General features: G+C 60.6%; 11 protein-coding genes and 1 pseudogene. 8 read left to right on the top strand and 4 right to left on the bottom strand.

The window, feature by feature from the left end; translation table 11 throughout:
* The first annotated feature begins 300 nt into the window (after positions 1 to 300).
* The 7 genes and pseudogenes from NX05_RS24825 to NX05_RS07300 all read left to right on the top strand — a co-directional run bounded on the left by NX05_RS24825 (position 301) and on the right by NX05_RS07300 (position 10335).
* Entirely contained in the window at positions 301 to 1347 is a 1047-nt protein-coding gene (locus tag NX05_RS24825) for an MvdC/MvdD family ATP grasp protein (protein WP_338108266.1), read from the top strand.
* 98 nt (positions 1348 to 1445) lie between these two features.
* Positions 1446 to 1628: a hypothetical protein gene (locus tag NX05_RS23650; protein WP_134810999.1), complete on the top strand. Its 183-nt coding sequence runs from the start codon at positions 1446 to 1448 to the stop codon at positions 1626 to 1628.
* 331 nt (positions 1629 to 1959) lie between these two features.
* Positions 1960 to 2646 (top strand): hypothetical protein, encoded by a 687-nt coding sequence (locus NX05_RS24820; RefSeq protein WP_230597624.1) that lies wholly within the window; start codon positions 1960 to 1962, stop codon positions 2644 to 2646.
* A gap of 816 nt (positions 2647 to 3462) precedes the next feature.
* Positions 3463 to 4731: an HlyD family secretion protein gene (locus NX05_RS07315; RefSeq protein ID WP_039434483.1), complete on the top strand. Its 1269-nt coding sequence runs from the start codon at positions 3463 to 3465 to the stop codon at positions 4729 to 4731.
* Complete coding sequence (locus tag NX05_RS07310) at positions 4728 to 6830, top strand: peptidase domain-containing ABC transporter (protein WP_039434480.1); 2103 nt, start codon at positions 4728 to 4730, stop codon at positions 6828 to 6830. Before NX05_RS07315 ends, NX05_RS07310 begins: the two co-directional genes overlap by 4 nt.
* 312 nt (positions 6831 to 7142) lie before the next feature.
* A pseudogene (locus tag NX05_RS07305) lies at positions 7143 to 7393 on the top strand (IS4 family transposase); the annotation flags it as partial.
* Between the two features lie 251 nt (positions 7394 to 7644).
* Positions 7645 to 10335: a TonB-dependent receptor plug domain-containing protein gene (locus NX05_RS07300; RefSeq protein WP_172645712.1), complete on the top strand. Its 2691-nt coding sequence runs from the start codon at positions 7645 to 7647 to the stop codon at positions 10333 to 10335.
* A 248-nt stretch (positions 10336 to 10583) separates the two neighbouring features.
* Here NX05_RS07300 and NX05_RS07295 read toward each other — a convergent pair whose 3' ends face one another.
* From NX05_RS07295 to glyQ, 3 genes are all read right to left on the bottom strand, one after another.
* Positions 10584 to 12173 (bottom strand): tetratricopeptide repeat-containing sulfotransferase family protein, encoded by a 1590-nt coding sequence (locus NX05_RS07295; RefSeq protein WP_039434471.1) that lies wholly within the window; start codon positions 12171 to 12173, stop codon positions 10584 to 10586.
* Positions 12173 to 14410: a glycine--tRNA ligase subunit beta gene (gene glyS, locus NX05_RS07290; RefSeq protein ID WP_039434469.1), complete on the bottom strand. Its 2238-nt coding sequence runs from the start codon at positions 14408 to 14410 to the stop codon at positions 12173 to 12175. The genes NX05_RS07295 and glyS overlap by 1 nt, the downstream gene beginning before the upstream one ends.
* Before the next feature lie 201 nt (positions 14411 to 14611).
* Entirely contained in the window at positions 14612 to 15520 is a 909-nt protein-coding gene (gene glyQ, locus NX05_RS07285) for a glycine--tRNA ligase subunit alpha (protein WP_003484954.1), read from the bottom strand.
* 89 nt (positions 15521 to 15609) lie between these two features.
* Between glyQ and NX05_RS07280 the strand changes: the two genes are divergently transcribed.
* Positions 15610 to 17412, top strand: a complete 1803-nt coding sequence (locus NX05_RS07280) for a GspE/PulE family protein (RefSeq protein WP_039434467.1) — start codon at positions 15610 to 15612, stop codon at positions 17410 to 17412.
* 393 nt (positions 17413 to 17805) lie between these two features.
* On the opposite strand, the gene NX05_RS24165 is transcribed toward NX05_RS07280, so the two are convergent.
* On the bottom strand, positions 17806 to 18113 hold a 308-nt coding region (locus NX05_RS24165), incomplete at its 5' end, for a hypothetical protein (protein ID WP_162231353.1).

Raw genomic sequence — 18113 nt, 5'->3', positions numbered from 1 at the left:
CTGGCTGCTGCGCTGGATCGCGTTTTTGCGTGCCTGGATGCGGGCGATGGAATGGCCATCCTTTAGCCACGTGCCGCTGTCACAGACGGCACGGGGCGCTTGAAGGGGATTTTTCAGGGACAACTCAATACCAAAAATTATTTTTGTCATGCAATGAAGGTAAAGGTGCTTAAAAACGCCAGTTGTTTAGGTTGTTTCCGTCTCTTTGGGAGCCGCAGGCTTGCGCTGAGAATTGCGGGTGCAATGAAAGGATGCGAGGACAGACATGCGTGATACCTAGAAAAAAAACCGTACTGATCAATTCTCTCGACAAATTTCCATGTAGCCGTCTTTGGGCAAGCACTGTCTAGGCGCGGCAGTCGCGTCATTCGGTGGAATGCCGAGGACTATCCCACCAGATCTTCTGTGAGTATCAGGTATGCAGAAGGGCATGCAGATGTACGAATCAGCACAGGGGAACATCATTTTAATGAACATGACATCGGTGTCGTCTGGAACAGGCGTCGGCGTGTGCCGGAAGTTCCGAAGGTCATCGACGTCAGGGATCGACAGTTCGCCCAGATGGAGCTGGACGCGGCGTTCCATGCGCACAAGTCGCTCTTTAGAAAGGCATTCTGGATCAATAAGGGCGTTAGCGCAGACGCCTGTGAACTAAAAATTCATCAACTCTTGGAGGCGCAGGCTGTCGGGCTTCTCATTCCGCGAACATTGATTAGCAACAACCCCAGAGAAATACGAACCTTCATCGAAAATGCTGGGGAGCATATCTACAAGCCACTAACAGGCTATGTATGGGAAGAGGATGGTTCAATAATCCAGACTTTTACCGCAAAAGTGACAGCAGAGCTACTGCCCGAGCATAATCTGCTAGCGTCAACCCCAGGGATTTTTCAAGCCAAGATTCCAAAGAAGTATGAGGCCCGTATACAGTTCTTTGGTCGTTTTTACGGTGGGGTGAAGATTGAATCTCACACGCTGGACGGTGGAGACCTCGATTGGAGAATAGGACAAGGCGGCATCAAGGCGTGTGCGCCGGCAGTTCTCCCCGAAGAAATTTACCACAAATGTCTCAACCTCATGGAGCGGCTCGACATTGTCAGTGGCGGATTTGATTTCATCATTGATGAGAATGATCAATGGATCTTCCTAGAGGTCAATGAGGCAGGGCAGTTCATGTTTATTGAGACATGGTGCCAGAGTATCCCGCTCACCGAGGCGTTCTGCCAGTTCATTGAGCGCGCAGATCCACAATTCGAGTATGAGCGAGTTTCCCAACCGCTTACTCTGAGAGAAGCCTACGAAGATGCTAAACGTTCGGGATTGGAAACTGAGTTGGTTTTTCCCTGAATATTGATGCATTAGCGCATCAATGTGGTTCGCTATTCGCATGGATGGTCCATGCGTTGACGCGCAGCATTACCTGCGCACTTACTGGAGTGGATGAAATGAGCAATGCTGATGTCACGAAAAAACGTAAGAATGCTACTGAAACGGGACGCGTGCTTGCACGGGTCCTTTCGCGTGATGAAGTAGGCCAGGTTGCAGGCGGCGCCACGAACCCGACGCCGACCAATTCATGGAAGGACCAGAGCAAATCTACGCCGAAGACTGATCCCGGCTCCGCCTGAGGCAGCGCAACAATCGGTAGTTGGGCAATCTTGATCCGACTACTGGTGGGCGCGTCCAGCGGCTCCAGAGTTGGGCGCGCCTTAGTTGCGCATACACCATTATTGGTTACGAGCCCACGCCTTGCAGATCGAGCAACGGAATTGTAGGATCAATTCCGATCCGTCTCTAATGTGTGGCGATAAGTCATCGGCACATCGCAAGCTGCTTACCTGCCCAGGTATTACGTCGCAGCCCCACGCCCCCTGACCGTCTCTTTGAACGAGGTCGACTGGATCTACCTGACGGGCCGCGCAGCCAGCGTGACTGCTGTATTTGAGGATTTGGATATTTATGAAGAGAACTCCTTGGACTTTTCTAGCATTAGCAACTATTTCGTGCGTGGCAAGTGCAGCAGATAAGAGTGTCTATATCGAATTTCTCTGGGACGCCCAGCCGCCTCATTCAATCGCACGCCAGCAGACCATCCAATTCTTGACCGATGGTAAGCACGATCATCAGGTATGCGTCGCAACCGATCTTGCCGATACCGACGTGCATGGCTTGGTGTTGACGGTGCTCGACGCAGCCGGACAGGAAGTATCGAGCCACACCTATCCCGATTACCGGGGCGTCAAGCATTGCTATAGCGCCGATCTAGGCAAGGACGGCACGCTTGGCCTATGGACGTTCCGAGCGAAAACAGGCGATGGGCGCGCTGGAGAAAGCACGATACAGGTCAATGCCAGGCTCGAGGACTCACCACTTTCCAAGGATCCTGGAACACCTTATGTCGTGGGGCGCCCTAACTATGATGCTTCGATTCCACCACCGGAATACCTTGGCAGCCTTGAGTGGGACATGAAAGTCAACGCGCAAGGCAAGGTGACCGAAGTCTCTGTCGTGACAGCAGAGGGGGTTGGCTTGAAACTCCGCGACCGCGCCATCGCCGCAGGCTACATTTCCCTTTTCTTCCCGGACAGGCAGCGAGAGAGCAAGCCACTAGTCTGGAGACGCCAGCTTTCATTTGCACCTGACTAGGCCTAGGTGGGCTGGTTCCGCTCGCGCTGCGTGCTTGCCAACTTCCAGCCACGCTGCGGGTCAGTCGTTCCGGATCCGCCCCGGTAAGCGGCAGGTTTTTATGGGAAATTATCTTCGGCAGCACTGGGGAAACCGTCAGATACGTGACGGTATCGCCTCATGTTGAGGAGACATGTGTCGACCATTTTACAGATTCCTCTGTTGCAGCAATGGTAGGCACTGATCAACCCAGCGTTTAAATAAGCGCTGCACGGGATCTCCCCTTACCCCAGTTTTGTCCAGCTCGGAGGATTGAACGACATTCCCGATTAGACCGCAATTCTAACTCTCGTCGCTTGGTGGAGCCCCACGGGCTTGCCGTGCAGATTTTGGATATGGTCAACGCCAATCTGGTGCGAAACGGCAAGCTTCCGGTCTGGCACAATCGTCGGTGCGACTTTCGTCATAGCACCCAGCTAACTCAAAAGTTCCGATCCCACTCGACCCTGAGACGTATAGTAATAAACAAGAGCAATCGATGGTATTTCGAAGGCGTGCATTCGCATGGATGAATTCGGGGCTGTTTCAGCCAGCGGGATTTACCGCAGCCATGTCGCCGATGTCAAGGTGACCCAGGAAAACACTAGGAACTCCAGACCTGGAAGATCGCAACAGATGCGTGGGTGGTCGGGAAGATGGCGCAGGTGCTGACGCTGTTTGTGCTGTCGTTAGTCAAGCCAACCACATGCATCCTTTAGGCAGTACTGATTGAAACTTCCAAGGTGCTGCTGGCTGTTCAGATCTTCCTTAGTGAAATCTTCAGTGCGAGGAATGTAAGTGGAGCTTTTCCGCAATGAGGTGTTCGCGGCGAAAAAGGTAACCCGGCTCGGCGGCATCAGCATCACGCCGCCCCGCTTGGGTTGGGTTTTCTTTTTTAGCGCGGCCCTGATCTTGTTGATCATGACGGGACTTGCGCTATTTGGGCGCTACAGCAGGACTGAAAAAATCGTTGGACGCCTGATTCCGTTGGCTGGCCAGGCGAACGTGGTGGCGCCACAGGCATCGGGTGCGACCGTGGCCGAAGTCTTAGTGTCGGAGGGAGATCAGGTGATGATTGGGCAACCCCTGGTCAGAGTATCCAGCCAGCGTTCCAGCGCGGCGTCCAGCGATACTGGAAAACTGATCTCCGGCCAAATTGCCAGCAAGCTCCAACAGCTCAAGGCGTCGGTCGAATCTCAGCAGCGCCTATCTGTACTGAAGGAACACGATCTGCGTGATCGGATCGAACTGCTACGTGCGCGCATTGCAACGTTGACGCTGCAGATCAAGAATCAGGATATCCGCTACAAGGCGGCTAACGCGCTCTACGAAACTTGGCGCACCAAGGCGAGCGGATTGGTCAGCGGCTACCAGCTGGCGCAACAATATGACACTGCACTGCAGCAGAAGTCCCTTGCGCAGGATGTGCGAAACCAGCGGCTTCAGGCAATGCTTGAGTTAAACCAATTGGAGGCTGAGCTGATTCAGCTTCCCCACATCACCGGGGAGCGTATTGTCGCGCTAAACGTACAGATTGCGGATGTGGAAAACGAGAAAGCAGAGAATGAACAGCGCCGGAGCCAGGTGATTCATGCTTCGATGGACGGCATTGTCGTAAATGTCCTCGCACATCCTGGCATGGCCGTGGATGAAGCGTCACAACTCATGGTGATCCTTCCCAGAAATTCGAAGCTCGTGGCCGAACTATGGGCGCCCAGCTCGGCGGTCGGTCTGTTACAGGTCGGCAAGCCCGTGGATATCAGCTATGATGCATTTCCTGCCGCTAGATACGGCAGACAGCGCGGTAAGATTATCTCTATATCGACGAACGCTGTTTCAGCGTTTGAGATCGGTAGGATCCTCGGCAGCACCCAACCCAGCTCGGGCTATCGTGTGATAGTTGCCATTGACGATGCATCGTCATCGTCCTTCCTTCGGCGGTTTGCAGCAAAGCCTGGAATGACCTTGACGGCCAAGGTCGATGTGGAGACCAGAAGCCTGATTGATTGGATGCTCCGTCCGTTCGCTCTGCCATCCCTGGGCTCAGATGAAAAGGCTACCCCATGACAATGGCTGATGGCAGCCCGACTCTTTTGTGGTCGCAAAAAAAGCGTGTCGATCCGATCATGCAATCGGAGGCGGCAGAGTGCGCGCTGGCGTGCCTAGCAATGCTGGCCCAGTTCTACGGCAATGATTGCGGGCTTCCTGCCCTCAGGCGCCGCTACAGCTCCACGCTGAAGGGTATGTCGCTTAACCAGGTTATCGAGGTTGCAGATGACATGGGCTTCGATTGCAGGGCGTTGCGCGCAGAACTGGATTATCTGAGGGAAGTGCAAGCGCCCGTTATTTTGCATTGGAACATGAATCACTTCGTGGTACTGGCTGGTACCAAGGGCAGCAAGCTGGTAATCATTGACCCGGCCCAAGGGCGGCGCCTGATGCCTATGGGTGAGGTCAGCAAATACTTCACCGGAGTGCTGCTGGAATTAGAGCCGATCGCGTCATTCAGGCGGGCAAGCAAGTCACCTACCGTGCCACTGTCTGCATTGACCGGGCGGATCAGCGGATTGAAGAGGGTGCTGATCCAGATCTTCGCCCTCGCGTTGGCGATCGAGGCGCTAGGTCTATCTATACCGCTCCAGGCCCAGTGGGCAGTCGACCAGATCTCAGAGTCCAACGGCAAGGTCATACTCACAGTTGCTGCAATCTTTTCGCTGGTGATCATCATCCAGGCGGGTCTGAATTTAGCGAGGGCTTGGTTGATTAGCTGGCTGGGGGCCAACATCAGCACGCAGTGGGTCATCAATATCTTCAGCCATCTCATGCGCCTGCCCCTGGACTTTTTCGAGAAGCGCCACCTGGGAGACATCATGTCCCGATTCGGATCCATTCACTGGATCCAGGCGAGCTTGACGGGTAGCTTCGTCACCGCACTGCTAGATGGCCTGACAGGCAGCCTAGCTTTGGTATTGCTATTTATCTACAGCACAGGTATGGCGACCGTCGCGGTGGTCGTGGCCACCCTCTATGCCTTGGGTCGCTTCCTCATGTTCGGGGCACTCTGGCGTGCAAGTGAACAGAGCATGGTGTTAGATGCACGACAGCAATCGGAGTTGATGGAGTCGGTACGGGGCATTCAGGCAATCAAGCTGGCAAACCGCCAGCTCGAACGCCGCGCCCGCTTGGCAAATGCTACGCTGGAGGCGGCCAAGCGTGGCGTTACCGCGGAGCGGATCAAGCTGGGCTTTGGAGCCGCCAGCCAGGGCATCTTCGGGCTGCAGCGAGTTTTCTTGCTTTCAGCAGGCGCCTACCTCATCTCACGCAACGCGATGACCGCCGGCATGATGGTTGCCGCACTGTCTTATGCGGACCAGTTTTCTACTCGCGTGGGCTCCCTCATCGATAACGCGGTCGAACTGAAGATGCTTGGACTTCACCTCAATCGTCTTGCCGATATCACCACTGCGGACGAAGAGCCTGCCCGCGGGCGCCTGGAAGGCGCCCTCCGGTCCGCGCCGGAGGTACAGGTGAAGGGGCTGGGATATCGCTACTCCGAATGGGAACCGTGGATCTTCAGGAACTTGAGCTTTACCATAGCACCCGGCCAGTCTGTTGCCTTGGTCGGTCCAAGCGGATGTGGCAAGACCACGCTTGCCAAAATCGTCCTTGGCCTACTTGTGCCGCAGGAAGGAGAAGTGACAGTAACCGACCAGCCCAGACCTGTGTGCCGCAGCGCCATCCCCGCTGAGGGAATGGCGGCAGTGATGCAGGATGATTGCTTATTCTCTGGGACAATCGCCGACAACGTGGCGTTCTTCGACAGCTCGGCGGAGCTGTCCGAGATCGAAGCGGCAGCGCGTGCTGCTGGTATCCACGATGAAATATTGAAGATGCCGATGGGCTACGAAACCCTGGTCGGCGATATGGGCTCGACGTTGTCCGGTGGACAGAAGCAAAGGATCCTGCTGGCGAGGGCACTATACAGGCAGCCTAAGATCCTCGTGCTCGATGAAGCGACCAGCCATCTGGATAGCGACAACGAAAAGGTGGTTAACGACGCAGTTATGGATCTAGAGATTACTAGGATCATCATCGCTCATCGCAAGGAGACCATTGCGATGGCGGACCGCGTATTCGATCTTTCCACGCAAACTTGGATCCGATGAGCGATCAGTGACTGCGTGGACGACAGACTCATGGCTTGCGCTCGGTTGAAGAACCCAACGTGCCGATCGCCGACTGCACCTACAGTGGTACCAGTGAAGCGACCTCGTTAATTCGATCCACTTGGAAGTAGAGTTGCACCTCAAGGAGCTCTGCATGAAGAAGTCGAAGTTCACCGAAGAACAGACAGTCCGGATTCTGAGGATTCCCCACATTTATTCGTGCGAGATCAAGCACTTGCTTCATCGGGGAGTGGAAGAAGGTGCGCGTATGGGGCACGCTCAAGGTGACTAGGCCAGAGAAGAGTGCCGACCATGCGCGCCAGCGAGTATTGCAGAAGTGCCTGCCCGACTCACTGTCCGGCATGCACGCATTACGACAGCGCGCCTTGCTCGGCGCGAGTGAAGCGCTGTTGCACGGAGGCCGGCTGACCTTGATCGACATTGCACGCGCGTGGCCCGGCGCGACGCGGGTACGTGCACCGTTCGAGGCATGCGACCGTCTGCTGTGCAATTCCAGGTTGTACGCCGAGCGATCCGTGATCGAGCGGGATATGGCGCATTGGCCGCAACGGGAAATCGGCACAACCTGTCCAGCCTCGGCATGAAACAACCAAAAACCAGACGGGCTCGGCTTTACCAGGCAGGCTCTACTGCGTAAAGTCCGCGCACCGTTAACGTTTCGTTGGCGGTTATCGTTGCGGGACTTGCTCTCGCCGCGTTTTCTGCAAGTCGTCCCACTTAGGAGAGAAACCCCATGAAGCGCCATCTTCTGGTTAATGCCGTGTGTGCTGCTCTAGCGCTGCCGTCCCTCGCAATAGCGCAGAGCCAGGACGACGTGACACAGCTGGACAAGGTCACCGTGACCGGCTCGCTGATTCCCCGTTCGCAAATTGAAACCGCCACCCCGGTGATGTCGATCACTGCACAGGATATTCAGCGGCGCGGCTTCAAGGACGTCTACGACGTGCTGCGCTCGCAGCCGATGGCCACCGGCTCGGTACAGGACGGCCAGTTCACCGGCGGCTTCACTCCCGGCGCCAAGTCGTTGAGCCTGCTCGGACTGGACCCGGGCTTCACCCTGGTGCTCATTGATGGCCGGCCCATGGCCGACTACCCGCTGCTCTATAACGGCCAAAGCAACTTCGTCGATCTGGCCAGCGTGCCGGTCGGCATGGTCGAGCGTATCGACGTTGCGCCCGGCAACCAGTCCTCGATCTACGGTTCCAGCGCCATCGCCGGGGTGGTCAACATCATCCTGAAAAAGCGCATGGACGGCGTGCAGATGAACTACCGCATGGGCACCTACGATGGTGGCGGCGGCAACAACCAGCGCTTTCAGCTCACCGGCGGCAACGAGATCGGCGGCGCCAATATCGTGTGGGGGCTGCAGCTCAATAATCAGGACCCGATCTACGGTTTTCAGCGGCGCGATTTCGATTCCACCAACGACAACCCGGACCCGACCCTGCGCTACGGCTCGCGCATCGCGCTGCACAACACACCGCGCACCTACATCGACCCCGGTGCCGACAACTGCGCCGCGCTGGGCGCGCTGTTCAACGGTTCGGTGCAATACGACAACCGTGCCAACCGTGGCAACTTCTGCAGCAGCCGTGCCGAGCCTGGCTATGCCAGCATCCTCAACAAGGAGCGCAGCGCCAGCGGCTATGCCAACCTGAGCTATGCATTCAACGACAACGCCGAGCTGTATTCGACCCTGCTGCTCAACCGCACCAAGGTCGAAGTCAACAGTGGCTCGCAGTTCTGGCAGGCCTCTTCTGACACCGGCGGTCTGTTCTACAACCAGGACAGCCAGCAGCTGGAAAGCTATCAGCGCATCTTTGCGCCGGAAGAAACCGGCAATCTGAATTTCAACAATCAGCGCCAGACTGCCGATTCCTACAACATCGCAATTGGCCTGAAGGGCGGCCTGGGCGCCAGCAACTGGACCTACGATGCCTATTACGCCCGTTCGGAATACCGCATCGACAGCCGCCAGCAATGGCCGCTGGCCGATCGCATTGAAGACTTCTTCCGCGAACAATTCCTCGGTGCACCGCAAGGCGAGTACTACGGCTACCCGATCTACTCGCCCAACGATGCCAACTTCTATCGCGCGTTGACGCCGGCGCAGTACCGCAGCTTCAACGACGAAATCCGTACCAAGTCCAGAACCTGGACCCAGAACGTCAACCTGCAGCTGACCAACACCGAGCTGTTCAACCTGCCGGCCGGCGCTGTTGGCATCGCCGGCGTGTTGCAGGCAGGCAATCAGTACTGGACCAACCCGACCGACCCGCGTGTCATCGCCGGCGACTTCTATCAGCTGACCGGCACCCAAGGCAGCGGCAAGCGCGACAACTGGGCGGCCGCCTTCGAGACGCGGATCCCGATCCTGCGCACGTTGACCGCCAACCTGTCTGGTCGCTACGACGACTACAAGAACCAGGGAGGCGGTGGGGATTCCAAATTCACCTACAAGGCGGCACTGGAATTCCGCCCGATCGACTCGCTGTTGTTCCGCGGCAACTACGCCACCGCCTTCAAGGCGCCGGACATGGCCTTCAGCTTTGCCGGCGACAGCGGCTTCTTCCGGGGCGTCAACGATTACTACCGTTGCGCGGTGGAAGAACCAGGCGTGCCGATCGCCGATTGCACCTACGCTGGCACCACGATTTCAGGACGCCGCGCCGGCAATCGCGACCTGAAGTCGATCACGGCCAAGTCCTGGGGCGCTGGCGTGGTGTGGTCGCCAAGCGCACGCTTCAGCGTCAATGCCGACTACTACAACATCAAGATCGACCAGAAGGTCAGCGATCTGAGCACCGACAATCTGCTGCAGACCGAATCGGCGTGCCGCCTGGGCAGCCTGGACATCAATTCGCCTACCTGCGTGGACGCGCTTTCGCGGATCGATCGGACCGGGCCCGATGCACCGGTGCCCAATCGCCTGAGCAGCATCCGCATCAATCCGGTGAATATTTCCAACGAGGAAATCTCCGGTGTGCTCACCAAGGCGACGTACAACCTGGCGACCGAATCCTGGGGCCTGTTCGTGTTCGACGCGCAGTACAACCTCACCCTCAAACACGAAAGCCAGCAGTTCCCGCAGGATCCGGTACGTGATCTGCTCAACGAACCCTTCTTCTCCACCGAGTTCCGCAGCATCACCAATGCCTCGGTGTCCTGGCAGAAGGATGCGTGGACAACCACCTTGTTCGGCCAGCGCTACGGCCGCACACCGAACCTTCTGTCGCAGCAAAGTACCGACGGCTACGCGGTGGAAGGCGCACGCAAGGTCGGCGCGTGGACCACGTTCAATGCAACGCTGGACTATGCGGTCAGCGACGACATCTCGCTGACGGCAACGGTCAACAATGTTGCCAACACCCGGCCACCGCGTGACCGCACCTACACCAGCTATCCGTACTACAACATCTTTAACTACACCGGCTGCGGCCGCTCCTACATGCTGGAATTGAACTGGCGCTTTGGCGCGCACTAACTTCTTGCACAGTGCGTGATCCAGCGGCAGCCGAAATGGCTGCCGCTGGCGTTTTAGGGTTTGCGACGCAGCTGCGACAGCCGTTGCTCGCCTGCATGCCAGAGCATGTAGGTATGACGTTGCGCGAGCGGCTCGGCTAACCTCACTGCTGTCCACCGAGGCGACTGCATTGGTGCGCATCGGGTTTGAGGTAGATAAAGCGCGCTCGCAGCGCGTTTGGTGCGCCGCCTCAGACCTCTTTGCCGCGGTTAATGCGCGCCAACATCGATCAGACCAGCCGCTGACAACGCCTGCCGCAACGGTTCCAGCTGGGACGCATAGCGCCGCCATTCCTCGACGTTGCGACTGTGCACCCCCTCGCGTACCTGCACGCTGCTCAGCGTTGCCGAGGCCGCCGCATTGCGGGTGATGTCAATTTGCCCAGGTTCGATGTCCAAGCCGCAACGTGCCATCAACTGCTGCAACACCGTGGATGGATCACGCACCATCTGCGCGTAGTCCACATCGATTACCCGGCCCGGCAATGCCGCGCGCCATTGCGCCATCAAGCCGTGATACGCCTGATAGTGACGCGCCAGTGTGTGCAAGTCGTAGCTGTAGGCATACGAATCGCCAAACAGCGCGCGGTAATTGGAAAAGCACACTGCCATCGGTTCACGCACCAGATGCACGATCAACGCGCCCGGCAATGCGCGCGCAATCGCGCCGATGGCCACCGCATTGGCCGGCAATTTATCGATATACCAGCGCGCCGATCCGGCACGCCACTGGGTCTGTTCCAGATACCGCGCGCCAATCTGCGCGTAATCCAGCGTTGGGAATGCCTGCAGCAAGCCTGCGTCCAGCAGACTGCGGCCAGCCTGATCCGCACCCCAGCGCAACTGATGGCCGAAGTCGTTCAATTCGCCTGCCGACACGATCTGCGAATGATTGCCCAGCATTCGTTCCAGCACCGTGGTGCCAGAGCGCGGCAAGCCGAGCACGAAGATCGGTTGCGGACCTTGCACGGTGTCGGTGCCCTGCGCTGCGAATACGCCTTGCGCCGCCAATGCACCCAGCTGCGCATACAGCGCTGCTTCGGCGTTCGCATCGTGGCGCAGACGTGCATGCATTACCGCATTGCCGTACTGCAGCGCGTCCCAGGCGGCATCGGTGTCGCCAAGGTCTTCCAACTCTTTGTACAGTGCAAATGCCAGCCCGGCGCGATCTTCGCTCTCGGGTTTGGAACGCTGCAGCTGCTGACGTAAGTGGTCGACATGGTTGCTGCTGACGCTCTGACGGCGCAGCCGCGCACGCGTGAGTGCCGCGCGGCCGTAGCCAGGCGACAGTAACAAGGCCTGCTCCAGCGCCTGCGCCGCGTCATCCAGGCGACCATTGAACTGCAGTTGCACCGCAAGAAAAAAACCGAAGTCCGGGCCATCGAATCCACAGGCCTGTGCGCGCTGCATCATTGCCAAGGCATCGACGTGTTCGCCCAAGGATTGATGCACATGTGCAAGCAGGACCAAGGTCGCGCCGTCGCGGCACTGCGTCACCGATGGATGCCGCAGCAGCGCGTGCAGTTCGCGATGTGCGCCCACGCGCAATAAGGCCTGAGCCACACGGCAACGCATCGCAACATCGTCGCCAACATCGCGTGCGGCCAGCTGCAGTTGCGTGACCGCTTCGCGCATACGGCCGTTGGCCAACACGGTGCCGGCCAGCAGCACGCGCGCAGACACATGCGTCGGTTCGACATCGAGCAGCGCCCGCAATGCAGACGCCGCCACGCCCAGGTCGCGACGTGCCAATGCGGCCTGGGCGGTCTGCCAGTGCAGCGCGCCCGCCGAACTGGCCATCAGCTGGACAAGTGCTCGATGGCGGCGACGCTGCCGAGGCGGTCGCCGAGCTTCTTCAACAGTGCGAGTCGGTTGGCGCGCAGCTGCGGGTCTTCGGCATTGACCATCACCGCGTCGAAGAAGGCATCCACCTGTGGGCGCAGGCGCGCCAGGCGTGCGAGCACGGCGACGTAGTCATGACGATGCAGCGCATCGCCGGTGTCGCCGATGGCCGCTTCCACCGCTTCGGCCAGCGCTTCTTCGGCCGGTTCGCGCAGCAGTGTGGTGTCGATGTCGCCGGGGATCTCGCCTTCCACCTTGCGCAGGATGTTGCGGATGCGCTTGTTGGCTGCGGCCAGCGCGTCGGCTTCGGGCAAGGTGGCGAAGATGCCGATGGCGTCGATGCGGCGGTCGAAGTCGTAGAGGGAGGCGTGGGTCGCGCCCGGGTGCGCTCCTACGTTGGTCGGTGTCGGCACGGCTTCGGACGTGACGGAGAACAATGCGGCGACCGCGTTGAAATGCGTTGCAGGTACGCCCTTGTCGGCGTAGTAGCCGCGTAGGCGGTCGAGCATGAAGTCGAGAATTTCTGCTGAAGTTGTTTCTACGTTTGGCACCCATAGTCCGCCGCTCTGAGGCTCTGCGACATTGACACCTTTCACCTTGGCAGCCTCAGCCGCTGCCTGTTGTTTGCTAGCTTGCGACGAAGCCAAAGCGGAATTAACCAACCCGACCGATTTCTTGAGCAATTCAATTAGGGGCAGATCAAACCCACTCTCGATGATGGTCCGCGCCAACCCCAACGCATTGCGCCGCAGCGCAAACGGATCCTTGTTGCCAGTCGGCTTCAACCCGGCCGCAAACCCACCGGCCAAGGTATCCAGACGCTCGGCAATCGCCAGCACCTTGCCCAGCGGCGACAGCGCGATGTCGTCGCCGGCAAAACGCGGTTGGTAGGCCTCGTCGATGGCCAGCGCAATCTCGCTCGGTTCGCCGGCGGCCTTGGCGTAATGGCGGCCGGCAATGCCCTGCAATTCCGGGAATTCGTTGACCATGCGCGATTGCAGGTCGTTCTTGGCCAATTCCGCAGCACGCCGTGCCTGCGCCGGGTCGGCACCGACCTGCGGTGCAATCGCCTCGGCCAGCGCCGCCACGCGCGCGACCTTGTCGGCCACGCTGCCCAGCTTGGCCTGATACGTGACGCTGGACAGGCCTTCGCCCATCGCCTGCAGGCCCTGCTTGAGGTCTTCGTCGAAGAAGAACTTGGCATCGGCAAAGCGCGGTCGGATCACCCGCTCGTAGCCCTTGGCCACTTCGGCCACGTCCTTGGATTGGATGTTGGCGATGCCGATGAACTGCTCGGTCAAGGTGCCGCCGTCATCCAGCACCGGGAAGAATTTCTGGTTGATCTCCATGGTTTCGATCAGCGCTTCCTGCGGCACCGCCAGGAAATCGCGTTCGAAACTGCACAGCACCGCCGCCGGCCATTCGACCAGGTTGACCACCTGCTCCAGGTTGTCGTCGCTGATGCGTGCGCTGCCGCCGGCCTGCCTGGCGGCCGCCTGCACTTCGTCGACGATGCGGGCACGGCGCGCGTCCGGATCCACCAGCACGTGCGCCGCACGCAGCGCATCGACGTAGTCGCCGGGCGACGTCAGCGACACCGCGCCCTCATGCATGAAGCGGTGCCCGCGCGTGATGCGGTCGCCGCGTACGCCCAGCAACTCGGCCGGAATCACCTCGCTGCCGAACAACAGCACCAACCATTGCACCGGCCGTGCGAAGGCGTACTCGTGCGCGCCCCAGCGCATCGGCTTGGGGATGGGCATCGCGGCGATGGCCTCGCGCAGGATCTCCGGCAACAAGTCGGCCGTGCGCGCGCCCGGCGTCACTGCGCGATGCACGAAACGCTCGCCCTTGGCGTCGCTGGTGCGTTCCAGCGCGGTCCAGTCGATACCGGCCTTGGCGGCGAAACCGGCCAATGCCTTGGTCGGTTGGCCTTCGGCGTCGAGGGCGATGTTGAGATACGGCCCCAGCACTTCCGAGCGCTGCTCCGGCTGCTCGGTGGCCACGCCCGGCAGCAGCACCGCCAGACGGCGCGGGGTGGACAGCGGCTTGGCATCGCCGCGGGTGACGGCAACGCCGCGCTTTTCCAGGCCGCTCAGCACGCCATCGAAAAAGGCCTGCGCCAGACCCGGCAGCGCCTTGACCGGCAGCTCTTCGGTGCCCAGTTCGATCAGCAGGGGAAGTTGTTCGCTCATATCAGGTGGACCTTGCTTGTTCCTTCTGCCGTCAACGGACGAAGGTGACTGGAGGAGGTGCTTCTCCCGCTGGCGGGAGAAGGTGGCGCGCAGCGCCGGATGAGGGTGGTGCCAGGTCGGATGGCATACCGCCCCCATCCGCCCTTCGGGCACCTTCCCCCGCAGGCGGGGGAAGGGAACTGCATCAGCAAGGCGCCGGCATCAGCGTTTGACACCAGGAAATCCCAGCTTCTCGCGCTGGGCGTAGTACGCCTGCGCCACGCCCTGGGCCAGCGCGCGCACGCGCAGGATGTAGCGCTGGCGTTCGGTCACGCTGATCGCGCGGCGCGCATCCAGCAGGTTGAAGGCGTGGCTGGCCTTGGTGACCTGCTCGTACGCCGGCAGCGGCAGGCCGACCTCGACCAGATGCCTGGCTTCGGCTTCGCAGGCGTCGAAGCGATGGAACAGCTCGGCCACATTGGCGTGCTCGAAGTTGTAGGTGCTCTGCTCCACCTCGTTCTGGTGGTACACATCGCCGTACGTCACCGCTGCGCCGTCCGGGCCGTAGGTCCACACCAGCTCGTAGACGTTGTCGCAGCTCTGCAGATACATGCACAGCCGTTCCAGGCCGTAGGTGATCTCGCCCAGCACCGGCTTGCACTCGAGCCCGCCGGCCTGCTGGAAGTAGGTGAATTGGGTCACTTCCATGCCGTTGAGCCAGACTTCCCAGCCCAGGCCCCAGGCGCCGAGCGTGGGCGATTCCCAGTTGTCTTCGACAAAGCGCAGGTCGTGCACCAACGGGTCGATGCCCAGCGCCTGCAACGAGCCCAGGTACAGGTCCTGGATATTGTCCGGGTTGGGCTTCATCGCCACCTGGTACTGGTAATAACGCTGCAGGCGATTGGGATTTTCGCCATAGCGGCCATCGGTGGGACGGCGCGAAGGCTGCACGTACGCCGCATTCCACGGCTCGGGCCCCAGCGCGCGCAGGAACGTGGCCGGATGGAACGTGCCCGCGCCCACTTCCAGGTCCAGCGGCTGGATCAGCACGCAGCCCTGCTCGGCCCAGTACTGGTTGAGGGTCTGGATCAGGCCCTGGAAAGTGATTGGAACGCGCCGGGAATCGGACATGCAGCAAAGGCCGTACGGAAGGGGTGCGCTAGTATACCGGCCGACCCGCGGCGCTTTGCCGCGCAGCACCGCTGCTGGGGAAAACACGCATGGAACAGCGGCGTACCGCCGACCCGGATAACGCCGTGGCACTGCTGCCGCGCGGCCGGCTGATGTTCGACCCGGTGGCCGCGGCCCTGCTGGCCGACGGCATGGTGGTACCGCATGAACACGAGCGCGTGCAGTTCTCCGCCAGCGGCGCGCGCACCGCCAGCGAGGTGCATCCGCTGGTGCTGCTGGCCAATCTGAAATTGCACGCCGCGCAGCCGCCGGCCGGCGAGCTGGGCCTGGAACGGCTCACCGAATGGCTGGCCACCCGCACCGGGCTGCGCTATCTGCGCATCGACCCCACCCGCATCGATGTGGCCGCGGTCACCGGCGTGGTCTCGCATGCGTATGCGCGCAGGCACCGCATCCTGCCGCTGGCGCTGGATGCCGAGCGCGTGCTGATCGCCACCAGCGAGCCGCTGGCGCTGGAGTGGCTGGCCGACGTGCAACACCTGAGCCGGCGCCGTATCGAGCTGGCGCTGATCAACCCGCTGGATCTGCATCGCTACACGATGGAGTTCTTCGGTGTCACCCAGTCGGTACGCGGCGCGCGCAGCACCGAACCCAACGCCGGCCTGCCCAGCTTCGAGCAACTGGTGGAACTGGGCCGCGCCGGCGACGTCAATGCCGACGACCACCACATCGTGCACATTGTCGACTGGCTGCTGCAGTACGCCTACGAGCAGCGCGCCAGCGACATCCATCTGGAACCGCGGCGCGAGGCCGGACGCATGCGTTTCCGCATCGATGGCGTGCTGCACAAGGTGCTGGAAGTGCCGCCGTCGGTAATGACGGCGGTGGTCAGCCGCATCAAGGTGCTCGGGCGCATGGATCTGGCCGAACGCCGTCGCCCGCAGGATGGCCGCATCAAGACCCGCTCGCCAGGCGGGCGCGAGGTGGAAATGCGCCTGTCCACCATGCCCACCGCGTTCGGCGAGAAGTGCGTGATGCGTATCTTCGACCCGGATTCGGCGTTCAAGAGCATCGAGCAGCTCGGTTTCAGCCCCGAAGAAGCCGCCGGCTGGAGCGCGCTGGTCGAGCGCCCGCACGGCATCGTGCTGGTCACCGGCCCCACCGGCTCGGGCAAGACCACCACGCTGTATTCCACGCTCAAGCGCCTGGCCACGCCGGACGTGAACGTGTGCAGCGTGGAAGACCCGATCGAGATGATCGCGCCGGAATTCAACCAGATGCAGGTGCAGCAGAACATCGACCTGGATTTCGCCAGCGGTGTGCGCACACTGCTGCGCCAGGACCCGGACATCATCATGATCGGCGAAATCCGCGACCTGGAAACCGCGCAGATGGCGGTGCAGGCCTCGCTCACCGGGCATCTGGTGCTGTCCACGCTGCACACCAACGATGCCGCTTCGGCCATCACCCGTCTGCTCGACCTGGGCGTGCCACACTACCTGGTGGCCTCCACCCTCAACGGCGTGCTGGCGCAGCGGCTGGTACGCACGTTGTGCGTGCACTGCAAGCGCCCGCATACGCTCAGCGACGCCGACTGGGCGGCCATCCGCGAGCCGGGCGAAGCGCTGCCGGAACCGCTCAACGTGCACGCACCGGTCGGTTGCCTGGAATGCCGCCGCACCGGTTACCTGGGCCGGGTGGGCCTGTACGAACTGCTGCCGGTCAGCCCGCGCCTGCGTACCCTCATCCGCCCCGACACGGAGCTTGCCAGCTTCAGCCAGGCTGCCCGCGGCGAAGGCCTGCGCACGCTGCGCCGCACCGGCCTGGAGAAGGTCGCCGCCGGGCTGACCACCATCGAAGAAGTGCTGTCGGTGTTGCCGCCGCGGGAATAGGCGTTTTCTTCGTCGTGACGACCACGCCGCTTGCACGTGCATGATCCGTAGGGACCTTCGACGCGGCGAGGCGTCGAGGGCCGGCGGGATTCGTTGAAAACTTCTGTGCTGGCGGCAGGACCGATCCCTGCCGGTTGCTCGTATTCGCTCAGGTGCACGGTTGCGTGGCATGTATGCAGCAACACCTCCGGTGTGCACGCCGGTCTCGCACACGTCGCGGTCGATCGCCATGACGGCGATCGACGCGTTCGCCCGCGCCTGCGAGCCGCACGCGCGTGATTCCCGCCCAGTGGCACTCGGCGCTCGTGCCTTGAGGGCGGAGATATCGTCCGGCGCACAGCTAAACCGGCTTGAGAACCGCAGATCCGCGAGGTCTTGCGCATTGATGGGTCCTCATGCGCGGCCTCCGAGGCGCTCGATGTGGGCGGGCTTGCTCACCCTGGCCGTCATCTCGTGCATCGCCTGTCTGTGCCCTGCGATTTCCTGCGTCAGTTTTGCCTGCCTGACCGGATCGGGCCGGGGTTTTTGCCGCTCCTTCTCGAGGCGTGTCTGCGCCAACTGCATCCGCTTGTAGGACAGATGCGTTTGCGCCTTGGCGTTGAAGCTCTCGGCCGTGTGGAACTGCACTTCAAACGTATAACCCTCGGCATCGGTGAAGCTGGCATTGATGCCCCGGTAGGTGCCGTCTCCTGAGGTAAAGT

This window comes from Xanthomonas vasicola, from assembly GCF_000772705.2.
Classification (GTDB): domain Bacteria; phylum Pseudomonadota; class Gammaproteobacteria; order Xanthomonadales; family Xanthomonadaceae; genus Xanthomonas; species Xanthomonas vasicola.
This window is presented reverse-complemented; position numbering and strand designations above follow the sequence as displayed.